The organism is Billgrantia desiderata, assembly GCF_900108215.1.
GTDB classification, from domain to species: domain Bacteria; phylum Pseudomonadota; class Gammaproteobacteria; order Pseudomonadales; family Halomonadaceae; genus Halomonas; species Halomonas desiderata.
Genome location: NZ_FNVC01000006.1, coordinates 75083 through 98876, shown reverse-complemented (window position 1 = coordinate 98876; position 23794 = coordinate 75083). Strand labels below are relative to the sequence as shown.

Genomic DNA, 23794 nt, shown 5'->3' with positions numbered 1-23794 from the left:
CAGCTGCCCTGAGAAGCCGTTCGCCGCGGCAGCGCCTGAGCGTTGCCCGGCTGCCAGGCTTTGGCCAGCGCCTGCCAGGTGAAGCGCTGGGCCTGTTCGCAGGCAGCCGCCAAAGGCTCACCGGCCGCGAGCCGTGCCGCCAGCGCTGCGGCCAGCGTGCAGCCCGAGCCGTGAAAACTGCCTGCTAGCCGCGGCCAGCGCCAGGCACGGCTCTGTTCCGACGTGTACAGCATCTGCTCGACGACATCCTGCGGCACGTCGCTGGAGGGATCGTCGCTACCGGTCACCAGCACGGCACGGCAGCCCAGCGCCATCAATCGACGCGCACGCGCTTCGTCATCCTGTGGCTCCGTTCCGGCCAGACGTTCGAGCTCGAGACGATTCGGCGTCAGGATATCCACAAGCGGTAGCAGACGAGAGCGGAAGACCTCGACCAAAGCGGATGTGGATAACTCTTTTCCGCCACCCGCCTTGAGCACGGGATCGACCACCACGGGGATGCCCGGCCGTGCCTTGATGATGTCGACCACGGCATCGAGCGTCTCGCGGCTCGCCAGCAGGCCGACCTTAATCGCCGCCAGACGAAAACCGGAGAGCCGTGCCGTCATCTCGCGAATCAGCTCGGCCGGCACCGGTACCACACGATGAACGTCGCGGCAGTCCTGCATGGTCAGCGCCGTCGGCACCGTCAGCGCCCAGCCGCCGCAGGCGGCAATCGCCTCGCCGTCGGCCATGATCCCCGCGCCGCCGGTAGGGTCGTGGCCGGCCAGTACCAGTACCACAGGCGGCTGTACGTTCGTTGCGCCGGCCATGGTCAGAACGGTTTCAGCACGGCCAGGATCACGATGGCCAGCAGCACGACCACCGGCAGCTCATTGAACCAGCGGAAGAACACGTGGCTGCGTCGGCAGCGCCCCGCGGCGAACTGCTTGAGATAGATCAGGCAGACATGGTGGTAGGCCACCAGCAGCAGTACCAGCGTCAGCTTGACGTGCATCCAGCCCATGCCGAGCCAGTGCGGCATCAGGTAGAGCAGCCACAGACCGAACACGATCACCGCGATCATCGATGGCGTCATGATGCCGCGATAGAGCTTGCGCTCCATCACAAGGAAATAGTCCATAGCCTGCTGCTCGCCCTTGTCGCGGGCCATGGCGTGGTAAACATAAAGGCGCGGCAGGTAGAACAGCGCCGCGAACCAGGTCACCACGGCCACGATGTGCAGCGCCTTGATCCAGAGATACATGCAGTCTCCTCAGAGATGACGACGACGATCGCCGCCGCCTCGTTTCATGGAACGTACTTCAAGAACTTGGCCGGCTCACTTCAATGAGTAGTAACGCTCGATGGAGCCGCGGGTGATGATACCGGAAATTCGCTGCTGCTTCGGGCGCCGGCCCTGTTCCACGAACAGTGCATCGACCGCCTGATCGTTGAGTCGCTCGAACGCCTCCGACAGGGTTGCCTGGTGATGGATCGGCGCCATTTCCAGGCGCAGCCCCGGCACCTCGAGCAGATCGATCAGCGCGTCTTCGTCTTCGCCAACCGCTTCGGCTTCCTGCGTTTCGTCCATCAAGGCGCGGGCCAGGTCGGCGGCCTTGAGCGCCAGCGTCGGCTTGTCGTCGCTCGAACGCACGATCAATATCCAGGCCGGTCTGGCGTCGAGCAGCACCCGAGCCTGATCGCGGGTGACCATGCGCGGCGTGGCAACGAAGCTGCGCTCCATCACCGCCGGCACCGAGACCCGCGACAGCGCCTGCATCAGCGGCTGTTGCAGCGGGTGCAGGCCGTGGCGGGTCACGCTGATGAAGAAGCCGTCGCAGCGACACAGCTGGCGTGCCGTCAGCCCCGACACCACCACCGCCAGCATGCCCGGCAGGATGATGTTGGGGTTGTGGGTCAGTTCCAGCAGCGCCATGAGCGCCGCCAGGGGCGCCTGCAGTACCGCCCCCATCATCGCTGCCATGCCCAGCATGGCGTAGAACCCCGGTTCCATGTCCAACTGCGGGAACAGCCAGGCACCCAGCAGCTCTGCCAGTGCGCCGGCGGCGGCCCCGACCACCAGCACCGGGCCGATGATGCCGATGGGGATACCGCTGGCCACGGTGAGGGCGGTGAGCAACAGCTTGGCCACCACCAGGGCCAGCAGCACCTCGACCGCCAGATTGCCGGCCAATGCGGCTTCCATGCTGTCGTAACCGATGCCCTGGACTTCGGGATACCACCACGCCACCGTTGCCGTGGCCAATGCCACCAGCGCCAGACGCAGCGGCACCGGCAGCCCGGCGATGCGTTCGCTGCGCGCCACATGGATGAAGAGTCCGGCCAGCAGCCCGATGAACAGCGCCGTGACCACGATCCACGGCAGGTTCATCAACGAGCCCAGACTGACGCTGGGTACCTGGAAGGCCGGCTCGGAGCCGTATACCAGCATGGCCACCAGCGCCCCCATGGTAGAGGCCAGAATCACGGGCATGAAGCCGGCAATGGTGTATTCCATCATCACCACTTCCATGGCGAAGATGACACCGGCAATCGGCGTATTGAACGAGGCCGAGATGCCCGCCGCCGTGCCGCAGGCCACCAGCACGCGCAGGCTGTTGTGCGGCAGGCGCAGCTGCTGGCCCAGGCCGCTGGCCGCGGCCGCGCCGAGATGTATCGCCGGCCCCTCGCGCCCGGCGGAGAGGCCGCCCAGCACCGTAGTCACCCCCACCCACCACTGGTTGATCCAGTTGCGCAGCGGAAAGCGCCCCTGGTGGTAGGTGAGCCGCTCGATCACGTGACCGACGCCCAACTTGCGTGCCGCTGCAGGCTGACGCCACAGGAAAATGCCGATCACGGCCACGGCGATCAAAGGCAGGCTCGAGCGCACCATCGGCGGCAGACCCTCGAAGGCCTCGTGATCGCCACCGGGCATGAACAGCACGCCCCCCAGCTCGAGCAGCAAGCGGAAGGCGACCATTACCGCACCGGTAACGAGCCCCGAGACGACGCCCAGCACACACAGCTGCGGCAAGGCATCGACGCTGGCCAGCTGGCGGCGAAACCTCTCGAGACTGAAGCTAGGTAGCGAAAGACGCGGCACGGCAGTTCCCTGTCCAGGCATTTCTTGTGAGTGGGGCGCGCCGGCTGGGTGGTCGCCCCCTCTCTTGTGTATCATATCCGGACGGGGCGGTCCCGTTGGCAGCCGCTCCCTGCCAGGCAACCATCGAAGGAGTCGCATCGTGATCAAGGTCGGAATCGTCGGCGGCACCGGTTACACCGGAGTCGAACTGCTCAGGCTGCTGGCGCAGCACCCGCAAGTCGAGGTCGAGGCGATCACCTCGCGTTCCGAAGCCGGTGTGCGCGTCTGCGACATGTACCCCAACCTGCGCGGCCACTACGACGAGCTGGCCTTCAGCGAGCCAGACCCGCAGCGCCTGGGCGCCTGCGACGCGGTCTTCTTCGCCACCCCCCACGGCGTCGCCCATGCCCTGGCCGGCGAGCTGCTCGAGCGGGGTACCCGGGTGATCGACCTCTCGGCCGATTTCCGCCTGCGTGACGCCGAGGTGTGGGCCGAGTGGTACGGCCAGCCCCATGGCGCCCCGGAGCTGCTCGGAGAAGCCGTGTACGGCCTGCCCGAGATGCATCGCGAGCGCATTCGTCAGGCACGCCTGATTGCCGTGCCCGGCTGCTACCCCACCGCGGTGCAACTGGGCCTGCTGCCGCTGCTGGAAGCCGGCCTGATCGATGCCGACCACCTGATCGCCGACTGCAAGTCCGGAGTCACCGGCGCCGGGCGCGGCGCCAAGGTGCCTTCGCTGCTGGCCGAGGCCAGCGAATCGATGAAGGCCTACGGCGCTTCCGGCCACCGCCACCTGCCGGAAATCAGCCAGGGCCTCCGCGATGCTGCCAACGGCCCGGTGGGCCTGACCTTCGTGCCCCACCTGACGCCGATGATCCGCGGCATTCATGCCACCCTGTACGGGCGCCTGACCGGCGAGCCCGGCGATCTGCAGGCACTGTTCGAGCAGCGCTTCGCCGACGAGCCCTTCGTCGACGTGATGCCTGCCGGCAGCCACCCCGAGACGCGCAGCGTCAAGGGCGCCAACGTCTGCCGTCTGGCCGTGCATCGGCCGGGTAACGGCGACACCGTAGTAGTGCTCTCGGTGATCGACAATCTGGTCAAGGGCGCTTCCGGGCAGGCCGTGCAGAACCTCAACCTGATGTTCGGCTTCGACGAGCATGCCGGACTCGCCGCCCCCGCCCTGATGCCCTGATGATGTCACCCGGAGGTATTGGGGCTCCGGGGTCAGACCGCAGGGGCAGTTCGACGCCAGGGATGGCATCATCGGCGAGTCCTTTTCCGGAATAGTTGACCCTTTTGCTAGGAATTGAAGATAATCGACTGTTATCCATTCATTCGGCTCACGGGAGGATGCCCATGAGCGGCGCAGAATCTTTCGTCCCCACTCCCATGATGCTCAGCGCAGCCGCCAGGAAGCGGCTCCAGGCGCTGATTGCGGAGGAGGGCAAGCCCGAACTCAAGCTGCGCGTCTACGTGACGGGCGGCGGCTGCTCGGGTTTCCAGTACGGCTTCGACTTTGCCGACACCGTAGGCGAGGACGATACCGTCATCGAATTCGGTGAGGTGGCCCTGGTGGTCGACGAACTCTCCTATCAATACCTCGTCGGGTCCACCGTGGACTACGAAGAGGGACTCGCGGGCGCTCGCTTCCTGGTGCAGAACCCCAACGCGACAACCACCTGCGGCTGCGGTGCCTCCTTCATGGTCTGATCCCGGCTGCCCCCACTTTTGAGCTCGATCGCAAGCCCTGTCGTTGTCGACAGGGCTTTTTTTCGCCTGTGGATAAATTTTCTTGCAACATGCTCCCTATTGGCCGACAAGCCGCATGAGGCGTGGCTCTTGCACTCGCCAGCACGATTGTTCACAGCCACGGTGACAAGCCCGGTAGGCAGCGGTGGAAAAGCGGTGTAGCGTTGGCATTGTGGAAAAGCCGCTCTCTTATGCACAGCCTCGACACCGCTCGCCCTCAGCTCGTCACCCTCTTCTCAGCATGAAAGTCAACAATGCAAGATTTTGAAATTTATACACTATCCACGGTTACCCACAGAATTTGTCCACACCAATAGTCACTACCACAGCAGAACTTCTCTCTTTTAATCATTTTGTTTTGTTTAGTGGATGGTAGATCGACCTGACTGACAAAACGCGGTGTGGAAAACCCTGACGGTTACCCACAGTCGGTTTATACTGGCAGGCTGTTTTTCATCCCTAGGCAATATCCGCGCGCAAGCGCAACGAGGTGAACCTTGGAGTATCCCGACCGCTTTGACGTCATCGTCATCGGCGGCGGCCATGCGGGAACCGAAGCCGCCCTGGCCTCCGCCCGCATGGGCTGTCAGACCCTGCTGCTGACCCACAACATCGAGACCCTCGGTCAGATGTCCTGCAATCCCGCCATCGGCGGGATCGGCAAGAGCCATCTGGTCAAGGAGATCGATGCGCTGGGCGGCGCCATGGGCCTGGCCACCGATCTCGGCGGTATTCAGTTCCGTGTGCTCAACGCACGCAAGGGACCGGCGGTGCGTGCCACCCGCGCCCAGGCCGACCGTGTACGCTACAAGGCGGCCATTCGCGGCATGCTGGAGAACGCCCCTAACCTGACGATCTTCCAGCAGGCGGCCGGGGATCTGATCGTCGATGGCGACACCGTGCGTGGCGTGGTCACCGAGACCGGCATCCGCTTCCGTGCCGAAACCGTGGTGCTGTGTACCGGCACCTTCCTCGGTGGGGTGATCCACATCGGGCTCGACCAGAGCCGCGGCGGCCGCGCCGGCGACCCGCCCTCCAACGCCCTGGCCAGCCGCCTGCGCGAGCTGCCGTTTCGGGTCGATCGCCTCAAGACCGGCACCCCGCCGCGGCTGGATGCCAAGAGCGTCGATTTCTCGGTGCTCGAGGAGCAGCCCGGCGACACGCCGACGCCGGTGATGTCCTTCCTCGGTAGCCGCGAGATGCACCCGCGCCAGGTGAGCTGCCACATTGCGCACACCAACGAGCGCACCCACGAGATCATCTTCGCCAACCTCGACCGCTCGCCGATGTATTCCGGCGTGATCGAGGGGGTCGGGCCGCGCTACTGCCCGTCGATCGAGGACAAGGTGCACCGCTTCGCCGACAAGGCGAGCCACCAGGTGTTCATCGAGCCCGAAGGCCTCGATACCCACGAGCTCTACCCCAACGGGATTTCGACTTCGCTGCCGTTCGACGTGCAGCTGCAGGTGGTGCGCTCGATCAAGGGACTGGAGAACGCCCATATCACCCGGCCCGGCTACGCCATCGAGTACGATTTCTTCGATCCGCGCGATCTCAGGCACTCGCTGGAAACCAAATTCATCCACAACCTGTTTTTCGCCGGACAGATCAACGGCACCACCGGCTACGAGGAGGCTGGCGCCCAGGGGCTGCTGGCCGGACTCAACGCCGCGCGCCGCGCCAAGGGGCTCGAGGCCTGGTGGCCGCGCCGCGATGAGGCCTACCTCGGCGTGCTGGTCGACGACCTGATCACCCTGGGCACCAAGGAGCCCTACCGCATGTTCACCTCGCGCGCCGAGTACCGCCTGCTGCTGCGCGAGGACAACGCCGACCTGCGCCTGACCGAGGCCGGTCGCGAGCTGGGGCTGGTCGACGACGCGCGCTGGGCTGCGTTCAGCGTCAAGCGCGAAGCGATCGAGCGCGAGAGTGCTCGCCTCAAGGCCAGCTGGGTACAGCCCGGCACGGCCGCTGCCGAGGCCATCGAGGCCAGGACCGGCAAGCCGCTGGCCCGCGAGTACAGCCTGCTCGACCTGCTCAAGCGGCCCGAGCTCGGCTATGCCGACGTGGCCCACCTTGCCGGCGAGCCGGTGAACGACGAGGCGGTGGCCGAGCAGGTGCAGATCCAGGCCAAGTACCAGGGCTACATCGACCGTCAGCAGGACGAGATCGACAAGCTCAAGCGTCACGAGGCCACTCCGCTGCCGTCCGATCTCGACTATGCCCAGGTCGAGGGGCTCTCCCACGAGATTCGTCAGAAGCTCGCCGAGGCACGTCCAGAAACCCTGGCACAGGCTTCACGGATCTCCGGCGTGACCCCGGCGGCGGTCTCCATCCTGTTGATTCATCTCAAGAAACGTCGCCTACTCGACGATACGCGAGTGGCCAACGGATGACCGAAGCCATCACCGCCGAGGTGGCAGCGCGCCTCGACCAGGGGCTGGCAGCACTGGGCATCGTCGTCGATGACCTGCAGCGCGAACGGCTGCTGCGTCTGGTCGGGCTGTTGCACAAGTGGAATCGCGCCTATAACCTCACCGCGATACGCTCACCGGAAGAGATGGTGTCAAGGCACCTGCTCGACAGCGCTGCCGTGCTGCCTCATGTCGGCGCAGCGCCGCTGCTCGACGTCGGCGCCGGACCCGGGCTGCCGGGGCTGGTGTTGGCGATCCTCGAGCCGAATCTGGCGGTCACGCTGCTCGACAGCAACGGCAAGAAGGTGCGCTTCCAGCGCCAGGCCGTGATGGAGCTGGGGCTCGCTAACGTGACGCCGGTGCAGGCCCGGGTCGAGGCCTTCGAGCCGCCAGCGGGCGGTTTCGAGCAGATCATCTCGCGCGCCTTCGCCAGCCTGGCGGATTTCGTCGGGTTGACCGAGCCGCTGCTGGCCCGCGACGGTCGCTGGCTGGCCATGAAGGGGCCGGCCGTCGACGAGGAGCTGGCGGCACTGGATGCCGGCGTGGTGATACGCGAGCGCCACGTGCTCGAGGTACCGTTCAGCGTGGGGGAGCGTCAGCTGTTGATCGTCGAGCGAACCGATTCCAACCCAGGCCGCCGTTGAAGCGAGCCGTCGACGCAAGGAAGTCGCCCGTGAGTCAAATCATCGCCTTGACCAACCAGAAGGGCGGCGTGGGCAAGACCACCACCGCCGTCAACCTGGCTGCCAGCCTGGCCGCGCTGGATCGCCGCGTGCTGCTGGTGGATCTCGACCCCCAGGGCCATGCCACCATGGGCAGCGGCATCGACAAGCACACGCTCGAGGGCAGCGTGCTCGATCTGCTGCTGGGCGAGAAGAGCGCCCCCGAGGTGATGCTCGACTGCCCCACCGCCGGCTACTCGCTGCTGCCGGGTAACGGCGATCTCACCGCCGCCGAGGTCGAGCTGCTCGACCGCGCCGAGGGCCGCGAGCGCAGCCTGACCGAGGCGCTGGCCAGTGTCGCCGACGAATACGACGTGGTGCTGATCGACTGCCCGCCCTCGCTCAACATGCTCACCGTCAACGCGTTGACCGCGGCCAACGGCGTACTGATTCCGCTGCAGTGCGAGTTCTACGCTCTCGAAGGGCTCTCGGCGCTGCTCGACACGGTGGAGCAGATCAAGGACAGCGTGAACCCCGACCTGGCGATCTATGGCATCCTGCGTACCATGTTCGATGGTCGCAACAGCCTGACCCGGGATGTCTCCAAGCAGCTGCGCGACTATTTCGGCGAGGCGCTGCTCAAGACCACGATCCCGCGCAACGTGCGGGTGGCCGAGGCACCGAGCCACGGCCTGCCGGTGACCAAGTACGCGCGCTTCTCGCGCGGCAGTCAGGCCCACCGGGTGCTGGCCAAGGAACTGATTCGTCGCCTGGCGCTGTAGTGCGCCGGGTGAAACCGACTGTCGTGACCCGCTCGTGATGAGGGAATGCTGATGACGCGAAAACGCGCCCTGGGCCGCGGCCTGGATGCCCTGATCGGTGCCGGCGCCCGCCGCCGCGAGACTCTCGAGCTGCCCGAAGGGGAAGCCCTGTCCGAGGGGGCGAGCGAGCCAGTGGCGGCGGCAGCCGAGATCGAGGAGCGACTCGAACGCCTGCCGCTGAGCCAGCTCACCCGTGGCAAGTATCAGCCGCGCCGCGACATTCAGCCCGAGGCGCTGGAGGAACTGGCCGACTCGATTCGCGCCCAGGGCGTGATGCAGCCCATCGTGGTGCGGCCGATCGGCGAGTCCCGCTACGAGATCATCGCCGGCGAGCGGCGCTGGCGTGCCTCGCAGTTGGCCGAGCTCGACACCATCCCGGCGGTGATTCGGGACGTCAGCGACGAAGTCGCGCTGGCCCTGGCGCTGATCGAGAACATCCAGCGCGAGAACCTCAACCCGGTGGAAGAGGCGCTGGCGCTCAAGCGACTGATCGACGAGTTCGAGCTGACCCAGCAGCAGGTGGCCGATGCGGTGGGCAAGTCCCGCGCCCAGGTGGCCAACCTGCTGCGCCTGCTGGCGCTCGATCCCGAGGTACAGACCCTGCTCGAGCGCGGCGACCTGGACATGGGCCACGCCCGTGCCCTGCTCGTTCTGCCTGCCGCCAAGCAGCGTCGTGCCGCCCATGAGGTGGTCAACAAGGATCTCACCGTGCGCGACACCGAGGCACTGGTGAAGCGTTTGGCCCAGGGCGAACCGAAGAAGACCGCGGCCGCGCCGGTCAGTCCCGACGTGGCGCGCCTGGAGACCCGGCTCGGCGAAGTATTGGGCGCCCCGGTCAGGATTCAGCACGGTCGCGGCGGCAAGGGGCGGGTCACCATCCGCTATTCCAGCCTCGAGGAACTCGACGGCATCCTCGAGCACATTCGTTGAGCGATGCGACCCGTGGGATGTCGACAATGACTTCCACCTTTGGTCGCATAGCCACGTCATTAGACCCTAAAAGCGTCCTCGCCGGTTGAAGGGCCAGGGGCGCTTCCCTATAATCCGCCGTTGTTTGCCTGAGTGTCACGCTCGGCCAAGCCGGCACCCAAACCCTGTCTAGGCAGGGCAGGAAATGTCGACAGGATGCATGGACACGCTGCCATGAGGCGCCGGCGCCCGGATTTCACCCGCCTCTTTCTGGCTCAGGGCTTCGCCACCTTGCTGGTAGCCCTGCTGGCTGGCCTGCGACATGGTCATGAAGGGGTGCTGTCGGCCCTGATGGGCGGCCTGGTCAGCCTGCTGCCTTCGCTCTACTTCGTCTGGCGTGGGCTACGCGTCCGGGACGGCCGGCGGCCGCGGGTCAGCGTGATGAATCTCTATCAGGCAGCGATGGGAAAGTTCGGTTTGACGGTGGCACTGTTCGTGATCGTGTTCGTCACAGTGCCCCCCTCAAACCCGGCTTTTTTCTTTGTCGCATATGTGGCGGCGCAGCTCATGCACTGGCTGACACCCTGGCTACTGCGTGACCGACCGACCCAACGAACCTGAGGTAGCAGCGTATGGCAGCAGGTAATGAAATAACCGCCATCTATTACATACAGCACCACCTTCAGAATCTGACCTTCGGCAGGCATCCCGAGCTCGGCTGGAAATTCGCCAGCAGCTCGACCGAAGCCCAGGAGATGGGGTTCATGGCCATTCACGTGGACACCATGGGCTGGTCCATCGCCATGGGTGTGCTGTTCCTGTGGCTGTTCCGCAAGGCCGGCCAGATGGCGACCACCGGCGTGCCCGGCGGGCTGCAGAACGCCGTCGAGATGGTCATCGAGTTCATCGAGAACCTGACCCGCTCCACCTTCCACGGCAAGAATCCGCACATCGCGCCCATCGCGCTGACGCTGTTCATGTGGATCCTGCTGATGAACACGCTGAAGATCCTGCCGGTCGACTACTTCCCGGAGCTGTTCGGTCGCCTCGGCGTCGAGTACATGAAGATCGTGCCCACCACCGACGTCAACGCCACCCTGGGCATGGCGCTGGGCGTGTTCTGTCTGATCGTCTACTACAGCTGCAAGGTCAAGGGTGTCGGCGGCTTCGCCAAGGAGCTCTCGCTCACGCCGTTCAATCACTGGCTGCTGATCCCGTTCAACCTGATCCTCGAAATCGTCGGCCTGATCGTCAAGCCCATCAGTCTCGCGCTGCGTCTGTTCGGCAACATGTTCGCCGGCGAGGTGATCTTCATCCTGATCGCGCTGCTGCCGTTCTGGGCCATCTGGGTGCTCGACGTGCCGTGGGCCATTTTCCACATTCTGGTGGTATCGCTGCAGGCCTTCATCTTCACGACCCTGTCGATCGTGTACCTGAGTGCCGCTCACGAGCACCACTGAACCAAGCAACCCTTGCAACGAAGTACTGAAACTAACCTCAACCTGACCTACTAGGAGCAACATCATGGAAATCGTCTACCTTGCCGCCGCCATCATCATCAGCGTCAGCGCCCTGGCTACCGGCATCGGCTTCGCCATGCTGGGCGGTAAGCTGCTCGAGTCCACCGCTCGCCAGCCGGAGCTGGGCGACCAGCTGCAGACTCGTACCTTCATCATGGCCGGTCTGCTCGACGCCGTGCCGATGATCGGCGTCGGTATCGCGATGTACCTGATCTTCGTCGTTGCCGGTTAAAGACAGCACCGAGCGCTGAGGCGCTCGGTTCGCTTCTCTCCGGTTGCCACGAACCCGTCAGAGGTACATACCCGTGAATATCAACATGACGCTCATCGGGCAGACGATCGCCTTCGCGATCTTTGTCTGGTTCTGCATCAAGTACGTGTGGCCGCCGATCAGCTCCGCGCTTCACGAGCGCCAGAAGAAGATCGCCGATGGCCTCGACGCGGCCAGCCGGGCTTCCCGCGACCTCGAGCTTGCTCAGGAGCAGGCTGCTCAGACGCTGCGCGAGAGCAAGGAGCAGGCCTCCCAGATCCTCGAACAGGCCCACAAGCGCTCCACTCAGATGATCGAGGAAGCGCGTGAGCAGGCTCGTGCCGAAGGCGAACGCCTGGTGGCCGGCGCCCGTGCCGAGATCGATCAGGAAATCAATCGCGCCAAGGAAGAGCTTCGCGCCCAGGTGGCGACACTTGCCATCGTCGGGGCCGAGCGTGTTCTGGAAGCCTCCGTCGACGAGAAGGCACACCGCAAGCTGCTCGACAAGCTTGCCGCCGAACTGTGAAGGAGGTGACCCATGGCGGAAACGTCAACCGTCGCACGACCCTACGCCAAGGCGGCTTTCGAGTATGCGCGTGACCACAAGGCGCTGGAAGCCTGGTCCGACATGCTGGTCAAGCTGGGCCAGGTCGTAGCGGAACGTGATGCGCAGAAACTGTTCGCGAGCCCCAAGCTGACCGACGAGCGCAAGGTCGCGCTGGTCATCGAACTGGCCGAGGCCAAGGTCGACGACGCCGGCCGTCGTTTCCTGGAGACGCTTGCCGAGAAAGGGCGTCTTACCGCCCTTGGTGCCATCGCCGAGCAGTTCGAACGTCTGCGCGCCGAGCATGACAAGCGTGTCGACGTCACCGTGGTCACGGCCTTCGCGCTCGACGACAAGCAGCAGAACAAGCTCGCAGGCGCGCTCAAGAAGCGGCTGAATCGCGAAATCTCCATTACCACTCAGGTGGATCCGAAGCTTATCGGGGGCGTCATCCTGCGCGCCGGCGACACCGTCATCGACGGGTCGGTGCGCGGTCGACTGAACCGCCTCTCCGAAGCCCTTACCGCCTGAGTCTGAGGGACATGGCATGCAGCAACTGAATCCTTCCGAGATCAGCGACATCATCAAGCAGCGTATCGAAAAGCTGGATGTCGCATCCGAGGCCCGCAATCAGGGCACCATCGTCAGCGTCTCCGACGGCATCGTGAAGATTCACGGTCTCGAGGACGCGATGTTCGGTGAGATGATCGAATTCCCCGGCGGTATCTACGGCATGGTGCTCAACCTCGAGCGCGACTCCGTGGGCGCCGTGGTGCTGGGCGACTATCTGAAGCTGGAAGAGGGCATGACCGCCAGCTGTACCGGTCGTATCCTCGAGGTGCCGGTGGGCCCCGAGCTGGTCGGTCGCGTGGTCGACCCGCTGGGCAACCCCATCGATGGCAAGGGCGACGTGGGCGCCAAGCTGACCGATGCGGTGGAAAAGGTCGCCCCGGGCGTCATCACCCGTCAGTCGGTCGACCAGCCGATCCAGACCGGTCTCAAGGCGATCGACGCCATGGTGCCGATCGGCCGCGGCCAGCGTGAGCTGATCATCGGCGACCGTCAGATCGGTAAGTCGGCCATCGCCGTCGACGCCATCATCAACCAGAAGGGCAAGGGCGTCACCTGTATCTACGTGGCCATCGGTCAGAAGCAGTCGACCATCGCCAACGTGGTGCGCAAGCTCGAGGAGCACGGTGCGATGGATCACACCATCGTCGTCGCTTCCGGCGCCGCCGACCCGGCCCCGATGCAGTTCCTGGCGCCCTACGCCGGCTGCACCATGGGCGAGTACTTCCGCGACCGCGGTCAGGACGCACTGATCGTCTATGACGATCTGACCAAGCAGGCCTGGGCCTACCGTCAGGTGTCCCTGCTGCTGCGTCGTCCGCCGGGCCGTGAAGCCTATCCGGGTGACGTCTTCTATCTCCACTCGCGTCTGCTCGAGCGTGCCGCTCGCGTCAACGCCGACTACGTGGAGAAGTTCACCAACGGTGAGGTCAAGGGCAAGACCGGCTCGCTGACCGCGCTGCCGATCATCGAGACCCAGGGCGGCGACGTTTCCGCGTTCGTTCCGACCAACGTGATCTCGATCACCGACGGCCAGATCTTCCTGGAAACCGACCAGTTCAACGCAGGTATCCGCCCGGCCATCAACGCCGGTCTGTCGGTATCCCGCGTGGGCGGTGCGGCCCAGACCAAGATCATCAAGAAGCTCGGCGGCGGCGTGCGTCTGGCACTCGCCCAGTACCGCGAGCTGGCGGCCTTCTCCCAGTTCGCTTCCGACCTGGACGAAGCCACCCGCAAGCAGCTGGAGCACGGTCAGCGCGTCACCGAGCTGATGAAGCAGAAGCAGTATTCGCCGCTGTCCGTGGCCGAGATGGGCGTGTCGCTGTATGCCGCCAACGAAGGCTTCCTGGATGACGTCGACGTGAGCAAGGTGCTGGACTTCGAGCGTGCTCTGCACGAGTACATGAGGTCCGAGCATGCCGAGCTGCTCGACAAGATCAACCAGACCGGCGACTACAACGACGAGATCCAGCAAGGGCTTAAGCAGGGTCTCGAGCAGTTCAAGGCCACTCAGAGCTGGTAATTCCGCCGGCCCGCCCGGCAAGGGCGGGCCCTGGAGCTTTCTGAGGGCCACGAACGGAGTAGATCGCTATGGCAGCTGCAAAAGAGATACGCACCCAGATCGGGAGCATCAAGAATACGCAGAAGATCACCAGCGCCATGGAAATGGTCGCTGCGTCGAAGATGCGTAAAGCGCAAGATCTGATGAAGGCCAGCCAGCCTTATGCCCGGCAGATCCGCAACGTGGTGGGCCATATCGCCGACGCCAACCCCGAGTATCGCCACGATTACATGATCGAGCGCGACGAGGTGAAGCGGGTCGGCTACATCGTGGTCTCCACCGACCGCGGCCTGTGTGGCGGCTTGAACGTCAACCTGTTCAAGGCCGTCATCAAGGACGCCATGGCGTGGCGCAACGAGGGTGCAGAGCTCGACTTCTGCGCCCTGGGCAGCAAGGCCGGCGGCTTCTTCCGCAACTACGGCGGCAACCTGGTGGCAGCCAAGAGCGGCCTGGGCGAAGCGCCCGAGGTCGAGGACCTGATCGGCAGCGTCAAGGTGATGTTGGACGCCTACGACGAGGGGCGGGTCGACCGCCTGTTCGTGGTGTACAACGAGTTCGTCAACACCATGACGCAAAGGCCGGTGGTTCGTCAGCTGTTGCCGCTCTCCCCCGACATGGGGGCCGATGCGGATGACGAGGACAACAAGCGTCCCGGTAGCTGGGACTACCTGTATGAGCCGGATGCCAAGGCGCTGTTGGATAGCCTGCTGGTTCGCTTCATCGAATCGCAGGTCTATCAGGCGGTGGTCGAGAACGGGGCCTGCGAACAGGCGGCCCGGATGATCGCCATGAAGAACGCCACCGACAACGCCGGCGGACTGATCGACGATCTGGAGATGGTGTACAACAAGGCCCGCCAGGCCGCCATCACCCAGGAGATTTCCGAGATCGTCGGCGGTGCCGCCGCCGTATAGCGCCGGGGGAGAGCCCATGGCTCTCCCGCTACAGGTTTCATTTGCAGGTATTTGAGAGGATCGCAAGATGAGCGGACGTATCGTACAAATCATCGGCGCGGTGATTGACGTCGAGTTCCCGCGGGACTCGGTTCCCAAGGTCTACGACGCGCTCAACGTCGCCAACTCCGAGACCGTGCTCGAGGTCCAGCAGCAGCTGGGCGACGGCGTGGTGCGTACCATCGCCATGGGCTCCACCGAGGGCCTGAAGCGCGGCATGGAGACCACCAACACCGGAGCGCCGATCTCCGTGCCGGTAGGCAAGGAGACCCTGGGTCGCATCATGGACGTGCTGGGTCGGCCGATCGACGAGGCCGGCGACATCGGTGAGCAGGAGCGCATGCCCATTCACCGTCCGGCACCCACCTATGCCGAGCAGGCGGCTTCCAACGAGCTGCTCGAGACCGGCATCAAGGTCATCGACCTGGTCTGCCCGTTCGCCAAGGGCGGCAAGGTCGGCCTGTTCGGCGGCGCCGGCGTGGGCAAGACCGTCAACATGATGGAGCTGATCCGCAACATCGCCATCGAGCACAGCGGTTACTCCGTGTTCGCCGGCGTGGGTGAGCGGACCCGTGAAGGTAACGACTTCTACCACGAGATGACCGAGTCGAACGTTATCGACAAGGTATCGCTGGTATACGGTCAGATGAACGAGCCGCCGGGCAACCGTCTGCGCGTGGCCCTGACCGGCCTGACCATCGCCGAGAAGTTCCGCGATGAAGGCCGCGACGTGCTGCTGTTCGTCGACAACATCTATCGTTACACCCTGGCCGGTACCGAGGTATCCGCACTGCTGGGTCGTATGCCCTCGGCGGTAGGTTACCAGCCGACCCTGGCCGAGGAGATGGGCGTTCTGCAGGAGCGCATCACCTCCACCAAGGTGGGCTCGATCACTTCCGTGCAGGCCGTCTACGTGCCCGCGGACGACCTGACCGACCCGTCGCCGGCCACCACCTTCGCCCACCTGGACGCCACCGTGGTACTGGCGCGTTCGATCGCCGAACTGGGTATCTACCCGGCCATCGATCCGCTGGACTCCACTTCGCGCCAGCTCGACCCGCTGGTCGTCGGCGAGGAGCACTACAACACCGCCCGCGGCGTGCAGAACGTGCTGCAGCGCTACAAGGAGCTCAAGGACATCATCGCGATCCTGGGCATGGACGAACTGTCCGACGAGGACAAGCAGACCGTGGCCCGTGCGCGTAAGATCCAGCGCTTCCTGTCGCAGCCGTTCTTCGTCGCCGAGGTCTTCACCGGTGCACCCGGCAAGTACGTATCGCTGAAGGATACCATTCGCGGTTTCCAGGGCATCCTCGACGGTGAATACGACAACCTGCCGGAGCAGGCCTTCTACATGGTGGGCAGCATCGACGAGGCCGTCGAGAAAGCCAACCAGATGAAGTAAGGCCGTCCACCAGGGGGACTTCGCTATGGCGAATAGCTTCAAGTGCAACATCGTCAGCGCCGAAGAGGCGATCTTCTCGGGTGAGATCGAGCAGCTCGTCGCTTCCGGCATCATGGGCGACCTGGGCATCCTGCCCGGGCACGCCCCGCTGCTGACCGAGCTTCAGCCTGGTCCGGTCCGCGTCATCCGGGAAGGCGGTACGGAAGAGAACTTCTACGTCTCCGGCGGCTTCCTCGAAGTGCAGCCCGACGTGGTGACCGTGCTGGCCGACGCGGCCTCCCGTGCCGGCGACCTCGACGAGGCCGCCGCCGAGGAAGCCCGTCAGCATGCGCTCAAGGCATTCAACGACAAGTCGTCGGAGCTGGATTACTCCCGCGCCGCCGCCGAACTCGCGGAAGCCGTGGCCCAGCTGCGTACCATTCAGCAGCTGCGCAAGAAGGCCGGCAAGGGCTGATTCCAGGCCTGTCTGTCACGAAACGCCCCTCGAACAGTGTTCGAGGGGCGTTTTCGTCTCTGTTATGATGAAGTCTCTGGTACCGGAGGCCCGGTCCACACTCATGCCATCACGCAACGACTGCCTGGCAGCTGCGTGAAGGACTCAGGAGAATGCCATGGAGTTGAGCGAACAGCTGCAGGAACACAAGCAAACCCTCGTTGCCGCCATCGAGCAGGAGGATCGCGAGCTGCTCGACCAGTGGCTACCGGAGCTGCGGGCGGCAGATCTTTCCGAAATACTCGAAGAGATGGCCGAGGACGATGGCGACCTGCCGACGGTATTGAAGGTGCTCGATTGCCTGCCGCTGGAACGTCGCGCCAACGTCCTGGGCTATCTCACTGGCGAGGTCCAGGTCGAGGTTGCCGAAGCCATGTCCGATGAAGTCCTCCTTTCGGTGCTGGAGGAGATGGGCTCGGACGAGCGTGCCGACCTGTTCAACCTGCTCGGCGAGGATCGCCAGGAAGTGCTGCTGCGGCGCATGGCCCGCCAGGAGCGCGAGGATCTAAAGCGGCTGGCGAGCTATGAAGAGGGCACCGCGGGTTCGATCATGACCTCGGACTACGTGGCGATTCCCAGCGGCATGACCGTATCCAAAGCGATGATGCGGGTGCGCCAGACCGCGCCGGACGCCGAAACCGTCTATCAGCTCTATATCATCGACCAGGATGGCAAGCTGGCGGGCACGCTGTCGCTGCGCCAGCTGATGGTGGCGCGCCCGGGCGCTCAGGTCGACGACCTGATGATCAAGGATGTGATCAGCGTGTCGGTGGATGAGGCACAGGAGGAGGTCGCGCGCCTGGTGGCCCGCTACGACATGCTGGCGGTGCCGGTGATCGACCACGATGAGCGCCTGGTGGGCATCGTTACTCACGATGACGCCATGGACGTGGCCGAAGAGGAGGCCACCGAAGACTTCCACAAGGGGATGTCCATCGGCCAATTGGAAGACGGCGTCAGCCGTGTGCCGATCTGGAGTCTCTATCGCAAGCGCGTGACCTGGCTGGTACTGCTGGTATTCGCCAATCTCTTCTCCGGTGCCGGTATCGCCTACTTCGAGGACACCATTGCCGCCCAGGTGGCGCTGGTGTTCTTCCTGCCGCTGCTTATCGGTAGCGGCGGCAACGCCGGCGCCCAGGCTGCCACGCTGATGGTGCGCGGCATGGCGACGGGGGACGTCGGGGTCAAGGATTGGAGCAAGCTGTTGGGGCGAGAGCTGCTGGTGGCGGGCTCGCTGGGTCTGACCATGGCACTGGCAGTGGCTCCCATCGGCGTGTTGCGCGGTGGCGAGGCGGTAGCCATCGTGGTGGCCATGAGCATGGTCACCATCGTGCTGTTCGGCAGCCTGTTGGGCATGTGCCTGCCGTTCGTGCTCAATCGCGTGGGCTGGGACCCGGCTACCGCCTCGGCGCCTCTGGTGACGACCTTGATCGATGCCTGCGGTGTAGTGATCTATTTCACCATCGCCACGGCGATTTTGACGGGGCTGTAGAAAGCGGTACCGGACTCTATCCCGGCCCGACAAGGGGAGACGACCGAGCTGCGCCTACTGTTATCGAGGCTGCGCCAGGAGTTACTGCTCCTGGGGCTGCTGGCCGCCTTGCCGCTGCTGTTGCTGGCGTTGCCCGAGCAGGCGGGTAATCTGCACCATCTGGTGCACTGGGACACGCTGGCTGCCCTGGCGGGGCTGATGGTGCTCTCCCGGGGGCTCGAGGAGAGCGGAGCGCTGACGCGAGTCGGTCGCCGCTTGCTGGCACGGGTCGACACCGAGCGTTATCTGGCGCTGGTTCTGATAGTGCTCTCAGCGGCGCTTGCTGCCGTGGTGACCAACGACGTGGCACTGTTCATCGTGGTGCCGCTGACCCTGGGCCTGCGCCTGGTGGCGTCGTTGCCGATAGGCCGGCTGATCGTCTTCGAAGCCTTGGCGGTCAATGCCGGCTCGACGATCAGCCCCATCGGCAACCCGCAGAACCTGTTCATCTGGCAGCAGGCAGGGGTCGATTTCACGACGTTTTTCCTTGCCATGACCCCCCTGGCCCTGACGATGATGGCGCTGTTGGTCGCTGCGATTCCGCTGGCCTTCCCCGCCAAGGCCATCCATATCGAGCCGGCGGGATCCCCACCGGCGCTCAAACCCAGGTTGGCCGGAGTGTCGCTGGCGCTGTACCTGCCGCTGCTGCTGGCGATCGATGCCGGGCTGGCGCTACCCGCCGCCGTGGTGATCATCACGCTCTACCTGCTGTTCCAGCCCCGTGTGGTGCGCTATGTCGACTGGCTGTTGCTGCTGGTCTTCGTGCTGATGTTCATGGTGCTCGGCCTTGCCGCCATGCTCGACCCGGTGGTGAGCCTGGTCGGGTTCCTGGCAATCTGGCCCGGTGGCATGATGACGGCGGGCGCGTTGTTGTCCCAGGGCATCTCCAACGTGCCGGCTGCCATTCTGCTGGAGGGTTTCACCGATGACTGGCGAACCCTGGCCTGGGGCGTCAGCGTGGGCGGTTTCGGCCTCGCCATCGGTTCCATGGCCAATATCATTGCCTTGCGGCTGGCTCGGGAGAAGGGACTGTGGCGGGACTTCCATTGCTGGTCGTTGCCGATGCTATTGGCGAGTTGGCTGCTGGCGCTGTTGTTGCTGTCCATATAATAGCCGTACGCTGGAGCATCTCACTTCCTCCAGGACTTTCAAGCGCCTGCCGTGTAGATTCTGATTTACCGGCTGGCTGTGGCATATCAGGTGGGTCAGAGAACCGGAGTTTGGACATTCAATTGGGCTAGCGAGCTTGCCGGTGATGCCGGGAGCCGACCGAAGCGAATGGCTTCGGCAATGGGAGATTCACCTCATGTTGCAACTTCGACCTCTTGTCGGCGGTCTGCTGTGTGGCCTGGGCTTGCTGCCCACCCTTGCGCTGGCCGGGGTGGACGATGCCGCCCTGATCGATGCCAACAGCTGTTCCATCGATCTGTGGCATACCCGTATCGATGGTGGCGGCTATCAGAACTATGTTTCACCTACCTGTCGTCCCGGCGGGAACTACCAGTTCACCGCGGTGTTCGGCAACGAGCATGAGGAGGGCGAGAGCGAGCAGGTGTACGGCCTCGAAGCCAAGATGCTGTTCACCAGCCTCGAGGCGCATGGCTATGGCCTGGGTCTGGTCGTCGGCAGCGAGTACCTGACCGAAACGAGCCGCTGGGAAACCCAGTATGCGCTGGTGCCGCTCACGCTGGGATTTGCCGATGAGCGCGCTCTGGTGCACTTCAATCTGGGCTGGGAGAGGGAGCGCAGTGCGGAGACACGCAACGCCCTGACCTGGGGGCTCGGCAGCGAAGTCGGAATCGTCGGGCCGCTGGTGGCGATTGCCAACGTGTTCGGCAATGACCGCAGCAGCAGCGAGAGCAGCATCGAGGTGGGCCCCAGGCTAGCGCTGCTGGACGAAAAAGTGCTGATCGACGCCCTGTTCGAAAGGGAGCTGGGTGGGGAGAATACCCGTGCCTACACCCTGGCCCTGACCTACGCCTTCTGAGGTCGGTAAGGCGGTAGTGCACATGTAAGACGGCTGATGCAGCCGTCTTCTTCCTTTATTGCCTAGGCTCGCCTGGTCCACTCGACGGCCTCATTCCCGGTGCTCGAAGAACGAGCGGATGGCGACGAACAGAATGACCGTCAGCAGTAGCGAGAAGGGGATGGCGATGAGCGAAACGGCGGGCACGATCATGTCGGCGGCCATGGCGAACTCCTTGAGAGCGATGAGGGGGAGCGCCGGCGCTAGGCGTCGACTGGACAGGCGATGTTAGCACGGCAGACGCTGGGTTTCAGCGCACGTTCTGCTTGATCTCGACGTCTGCCAGCCACGGCACGTCGCGAATGAGGTCTCTCAGCTGATGGGGCAGCGCCGTGAGTTCCGAGTAGGACAGCTGGCCATCCATGAACACGTCCACGCTGATCCGACCCTGCAGATAATGCAGGCGATAGTGCTCGATATGAGGCCAGCAGGGGTGCGACGACCAGCGCTGCCGCAGTACCCGGTCCACCTCGGGCCGCAGTGGCAGGCCGGGGAAGCGACTGGGATCGCCCTCGCCGGCGTCATCCTCGGGGTCGATGTGGAAGGTCACGTCGCTGAGCGCGGGATAGGCGCGGCGCAGCCGGCGGCTCACTTCGTTACCGATCTCGTGGGCCTCCGACACGCTGATGCGCGGGCCCACCACCACATGCAGGTCGACGATGGCATGCCCGGCCGACTGGCGGGTACGCAGGTCGTGCACGCCTTCCACGCCGGGAACGCCAAGGGCGACCTGATGCATCTGCTGCTGTGCATCGGCCGGCAGAGCGGTGTCGACCAGCTCGCGTGCCGACTCCCACAGCAGATCCCAGCCTACCTTGCCTACCAGCAGGCCGACGATCACCGCCGCCACGGCGTCGAGCCAGCCGAAGCCGAACTGAGCGCCGATGAGCGCTACCAGCACCACCGCGGTGGAGAGCACGTCGGAGCGAGAGTGCCAGGCGTTGGCCTCGAGCAGCTTCGACCTCACCCGCCTGGCAATGCGCATGGTGTAATGGAACAGCCACTCCTTGGCCAGCAGGGCCGCCAGCGCCAACAGCATGGCCCCGATCCCCGGCGCGGCGATCTCGGTACCGGCGAGCAGGCGCTGCAGGCTCGACCAGGCGATGGCGCCGGCGACGAAGATCAGCACGCTGCCCAGCAGCAGGGTGGCCAGGGTCTCGATGCGGCCGTGGCCGTAGTGGTGGTCCTGATCGGGGCCCTGGCGGCCATAGTGGGTGGCCGCCAGCACGAAGCCGTCGGTGACCAGGTCGGAGAACGAGTGGATGCCGTCGGCCACCAGGGCCGCCGAACCGACCAGGACACCCACCACCACCTTGGCACAGCCGAGCAGGCCGTCCAGCCAGGCGGCGATGTAGGTGGCGCGCTTGGCATCGCGGCTGTGCATGGCCTGATCGTCAGTCGAGATCATGGTCGTCCGAGCTCCCCTGCATCCAACTGCTATATGTTCTCATTTACACCGAGCCAGTTGAAGCGCTTAGGGTAGTGCTGAACAAATCGGCGAGCGAGATGAAGCGGCTAGGTTCGTTCCCGACGAACCAACGCACTTCCCACATCCCTGTGGGTCGCAGGGCGCACGGAGCACAGTACCGAGCGAAGCGACAAACAGCCGTAGGCTGGCCCCGAAGGGGCGAGAAGCCGAAGGCTGCGAGTCAACCGGAGCCTATGGGGTATAGGTGAGGATTCCGCGCACCGCGCAACGCAGCGATTCGCTCGCGCAGGCATTTGTGCAGTGTTTCCCTAGACCGGTAGGCCCAGCACGGCAGTGGCAATGGCGAAATAGATCAACACCCCCGAAGCATCGGCGATGGAGGTCACCAGCGGCGCCGAGGCGGTGGCCGGATCCCAGCCCAGCCGATTGAGAACGAACGGCAGGATCATGCCGATCAGGCTGCCCACGATCACGATCAGCACCATGCTCATGGCCACCACCATGGCGATCTCGGTGCCGGCGCGGAAGATGCCCACTACCGACACTGCAAGCGCCATGGTCAGGCCCAGGCCCACGGCCACCAGCACCTCGCGACCCAGCAGCCGGGTCCAGTCGCGGGTGCGCACGTCGCCGGTGGCCATGCCGCGCACCATCAGGGTGGCGGCCTGGGAGCCGGCATTGCCGCCGCTGTCCACCAGCAGGGGCAGGAAGAACACCAGCGCGATGTAGGCCTCGATGGTCTCCTCGAAGTAGGCGATACCGGCGCCGGAGAAGATGTTGGCGAACACCAGCAGCACCAGCCACACCACCCGCTTGCGGTAGAGATCGAACAGGCTGGCGCTGCGCAGTCCGCCCTCGAGCTTGCCGATGGACATGCCCTTGTGCATGTCCTCAGTGGCCTCCTCCTCGGCCACGTCCATGGCGTCGTCGTAGGTGACGATGCCGACCAGGCGCTCGCCGCCGTTGATGACCGGCAGCGCCAGAAGATCATAGCGAGCCACCAGGCGGGCCACCTCCTCCTGAGCGGTATCGGCGGTGACGAAGACCACCTCCTCGGTCATCAGCTCGGCGACCTGACTGTCGGGCTCGGCCAGGATCAGCTCGCGCAGCGACACGGTGCCGAGCAGGCGTCCGTCGGTATCGATGCAGTAGAGCTGATAGACGGTTTCGGCATGCGTGCCGGTGGCACGCAGCGTAGCCAGAGCGCGGGTGACGTCGTAGTAGGCCGGGATCGCCACGTAGTCCGAGGTCATGATCGCCCCGGCGGTACCTTCTTCGTAGCTGGAAAGCTTGCGCAGATCTTCCTGCTCGGCACGCGGCATGGCGTGCAGCAGCGCCTGCTGACGATCCTCATCGAGCTGCTTGAACAGGTCGGTGCGCTCGTCGGCGCTCATGTGCAGCAGCAGCTCGGCCAGCTTGGTGTCGCTCAGGCGAAGGGCGATCTCCTCCTGAAGCGCTTCGCTGAGGTAGCCGAACGCCACCGCGCGCTGATCGAGCGGCAGGTGCTGCAAGAGCGAAAGCACGGTATCGGTGTGCTCATGCTGAACGAATTCGGCCAGGTCGGCCGGCTGCATGTCGGCGATCAGGCGCTCGATGGCTTCCTGATCGCGACGCTGCATGGCGCTGCGCAGTGAGGCAGCGAGAATGGCATAGCTCATGGTCGGGCTCCTGGCGCGCATCGGCACGTGCGCGCAGAAGCCTTGGCGGGACCTTAGAGAATCAGGTCAGGCAAGGGCCGTGGCGCGCGCGGCGGTGCAGCGCTGATAGCTGGAATGTCCGTCGTTGTCTGTCGACTCGGAGGTTCCATAACGTCCTCGGGAAAATTGGGTGTCGCCGCCATTCGGTGGCGCGGGCATTCTAGGCCGGTCATCGCCGATCCGCAATATTGCCGCG

Annotated in this window: 22 protein-coding genes and 1 pseudogene; 18 read left to right on the top strand and 5 right to left on the bottom strand. The window is 64.7% G+C overall.

Features of this window, described 5'->3' with window-relative positions; translation table 11 throughout:
* Window positions 1–20: 20 nt before the first annotated feature.
* The 3 genes and pseudogenes from thiD to C4S71_RS08040 all read right to left on the bottom strand — a co-directional run.
* Window positions 21–812, bottom strand: a pseudogene (thiD, locus tag C4S71_RS22595) (bifunctional hydroxymethylpyrimidine kinase/phosphomethylpyrimidine kinase); the annotation flags it as partial.
* A gap of 2 nt (window positions 813–814) precedes the next feature.
* The gene (gene hemJ / locus C4S71_RS08045; RefSeq protein WP_086510217.1) at window positions 815–1246 is read right to left on the bottom strand and encodes a protoporphyrinogen oxidase HemJ; all 432 of its coding nucleotides are present in this window, start codon (window positions 1244–1246) and stop codon (window positions 815–817) included.
* A gap of 75 nt (window positions 1247–1321) precedes the next feature.
* Window positions 1322–3085, bottom strand: a complete 1764-nt coding sequence (locus tag C4S71_RS08040; RefSeq protein ID WP_234293610.1) for a chloride channel protein — start codon at window positions 3083–3085, stop codon at window positions 1322–1324.
* Window positions 3086–3224: 139 nt separating this feature from the next.
* Between C4S71_RS08040 and argC the strand changes: the two genes are divergently transcribed.
* The 18 genes from argC to C4S71_RS07950 all read left to right on the top strand — a co-directional run bounded on the left by argC (window position 3225) and on the right by C4S71_RS07950 (window position 20433).
* The gene (gene argC / locus C4S71_RS08035; protein ID WP_103968792.1) at window positions 3225–4259 is read left to right on the top strand and encodes an N-acetyl-gamma-glutamyl-phosphate reductase; all 1035 of its coding nucleotides are present in this window, start codon (window positions 3225–3227) and stop codon (window positions 4257–4259) included.
* A 164-nt stretch (window positions 4260–4423) separates the two neighbouring features.
* On the top strand, window positions 4424–4777 hold the full coding sequence (gene erpA, locus C4S71_RS08030; protein WP_086510220.1) for an iron-sulfur cluster insertion protein ErpA: 354 nt from the start codon (window positions 4424–4426) through the stop codon (window positions 4775–4777).
* Between the two features lie 536 nt (window positions 4778–5313).
* Window positions 5314–7209: a tRNA uridine-5-carboxymethylaminomethyl(34) synthesis enzyme MnmG gene (gene mnmG / locus C4S71_RS08025; protein ID WP_103968791.1), complete on the top strand. Its 1896-nt coding sequence runs from the start codon at window positions 5314–5316 to the stop codon at window positions 7207–7209.
* Entirely contained in the window at window positions 7206–7871 is a 666-nt protein-coding gene (gene rsmG, locus C4S71_RS08020; protein ID WP_103968790.1) for a 16S rRNA (guanine(527)-N(7))-methyltransferase RsmG, read from the top strand. Before mnmG ends, rsmG begins: the two co-directional genes overlap by 4 nt.
* A 29-nt stretch (window positions 7872–7900) precedes the next feature.
* Window positions 7901–8671, top strand: a complete 771-nt coding sequence (locus C4S71_RS08015) for a ParA family protein (RefSeq protein ID WP_086510223.1) — start codon at window positions 7901–7903, stop codon at window positions 8669–8671.
* 51 nt (window positions 8672–8722) lie between these two features.
* Window positions 8723–9640, top strand: a complete 918-nt coding sequence (locus C4S71_RS08010) for a ParB/RepB/Spo0J family partition protein (RefSeq protein WP_103968847.1) — start codon at window positions 8723–8725, stop codon at window positions 9638–9640.
* A 213-nt stretch (window positions 9641–9853) separates the two neighbouring features.
* Window positions 9854–10240, top strand: coding sequence for an ATP synthase subunit I (locus C4S71_RS08005; protein WP_234277991.1), 387 nt, complete (start codon window positions 9854–9856; stop codon window positions 10238–10240).
* A gap of 11 nt (window positions 10241–10251) precedes the next feature.
* A complete protein-coding gene (gene atpB, locus C4S71_RS08000) occupies window positions 10252–11079 on the top strand; it encodes a F0F1 ATP synthase subunit A (protein ID WP_086510225.1) in 828 nt (275 codons plus the stop codon).
* Between the two features lie 64 nt (window positions 11080–11143).
* On the top strand, window positions 11144–11371 hold the full coding sequence (gene atpE / locus C4S71_RS07995; RefSeq protein WP_010625958.1) for a F0F1 ATP synthase subunit C: 228 nt from the start codon (window positions 11144–11146) through the stop codon (window positions 11369–11371).
* A 73-nt stretch (window positions 11372–11444) separates the two neighbouring features.
* Window positions 11445–11915, top strand: a complete 471-nt coding sequence (locus C4S71_RS07990; protein WP_010625957.1) for a F0F1 ATP synthase subunit B — start codon at window positions 11445–11447, stop codon at window positions 11913–11915.
* A 12-nt stretch (window positions 11916–11927) separates the two neighbouring features.
* Complete coding sequence (locus C4S71_RS07985; RefSeq protein ID WP_103968789.1) at window positions 11928–12464, top strand: F0F1 ATP synthase subunit delta; 537 nt, start codon at window positions 11928–11930, stop codon at window positions 12462–12464.
* Window positions 12465–12480: 16 nt separating this feature from the next.
* On the top strand, window positions 12481–14025 hold the full coding sequence (gene atpA, locus C4S71_RS07980) for a F0F1 ATP synthase subunit alpha (protein WP_086510227.1): 1545 nt from the start codon (window positions 12481–12483) through the stop codon (window positions 14023–14025).
* Window positions 14026–14093: 68 nt separating this feature from the next.
* Window positions 14094–14978, top strand: coding sequence for a F0F1 ATP synthase subunit gamma (gene atpG, locus C4S71_RS07975; RefSeq protein ID WP_086510228.1), 885 nt, complete (start codon window positions 14094–14096; stop codon window positions 14976–14978).
* Window positions 14979–15045: 67 nt separating this feature from the next.
* Window positions 15046–16422: a F0F1 ATP synthase subunit beta gene (atpD, locus tag C4S71_RS07970; protein WP_086510229.1), complete on the top strand. Its 1377-nt coding sequence runs from the start codon at window positions 15046–15048 to the stop codon at window positions 16420–16422.
* Between the two features lie 25 nt (window positions 16423–16447).
* Window positions 16448–16876, top strand: coding sequence for a F0F1 ATP synthase subunit epsilon (locus C4S71_RS07965; protein WP_103968788.1), 429 nt, complete (start codon window positions 16448–16450; stop codon window positions 16874–16876).
* A 157-nt stretch (window positions 16877–17033) separates the two neighbouring features.
* A complete protein-coding gene (gene mgtE, locus C4S71_RS07960) occupies window positions 17034–18407 on the top strand; it encodes a magnesium transporter (RefSeq protein ID WP_086509020.1) in 1374 nt (457 codons plus the stop codon).
* 18 nt (window positions 18408–18425) lie between these two features.
* Entirely contained in the window at window positions 18426–19556 is a 1131-nt protein-coding gene (locus tag C4S71_RS07955; RefSeq protein ID WP_422666843.1) for an SLC13 family permease, read from the top strand.
* A gap of 196 nt (window positions 19557–19752) precedes the next feature.
* A complete protein-coding gene (locus C4S71_RS07950; RefSeq protein ID WP_103968786.1) occupies window positions 19753–20433 on the top strand; it encodes a hypothetical protein in 681 nt (226 codons plus the stop codon).
* Window positions 20434–20722: 289 nt separating this feature from the next.
* Here C4S71_RS07950 and C4S71_RS07945 read toward each other — a convergent pair whose 3' ends face one another.
* Window positions 20723–21880: a cation diffusion facilitator family transporter gene (locus C4S71_RS07945; protein WP_103968785.1), complete on the bottom strand. Its 1158-nt coding sequence runs from the start codon at window positions 21878–21880 to the stop codon at window positions 20723–20725.
* A gap of 329 nt (window positions 21881–22209) precedes the next feature.
* Window positions 22210–23559: a magnesium transporter gene (gene mgtE / locus C4S71_RS07940; protein ID WP_086509025.1), complete on the bottom strand. Its 1350-nt coding sequence runs from the start codon at window positions 23557–23559 to the stop codon at window positions 22210–22212.
* Window positions 23560–23794: the final 235 nt, after the last annotated feature.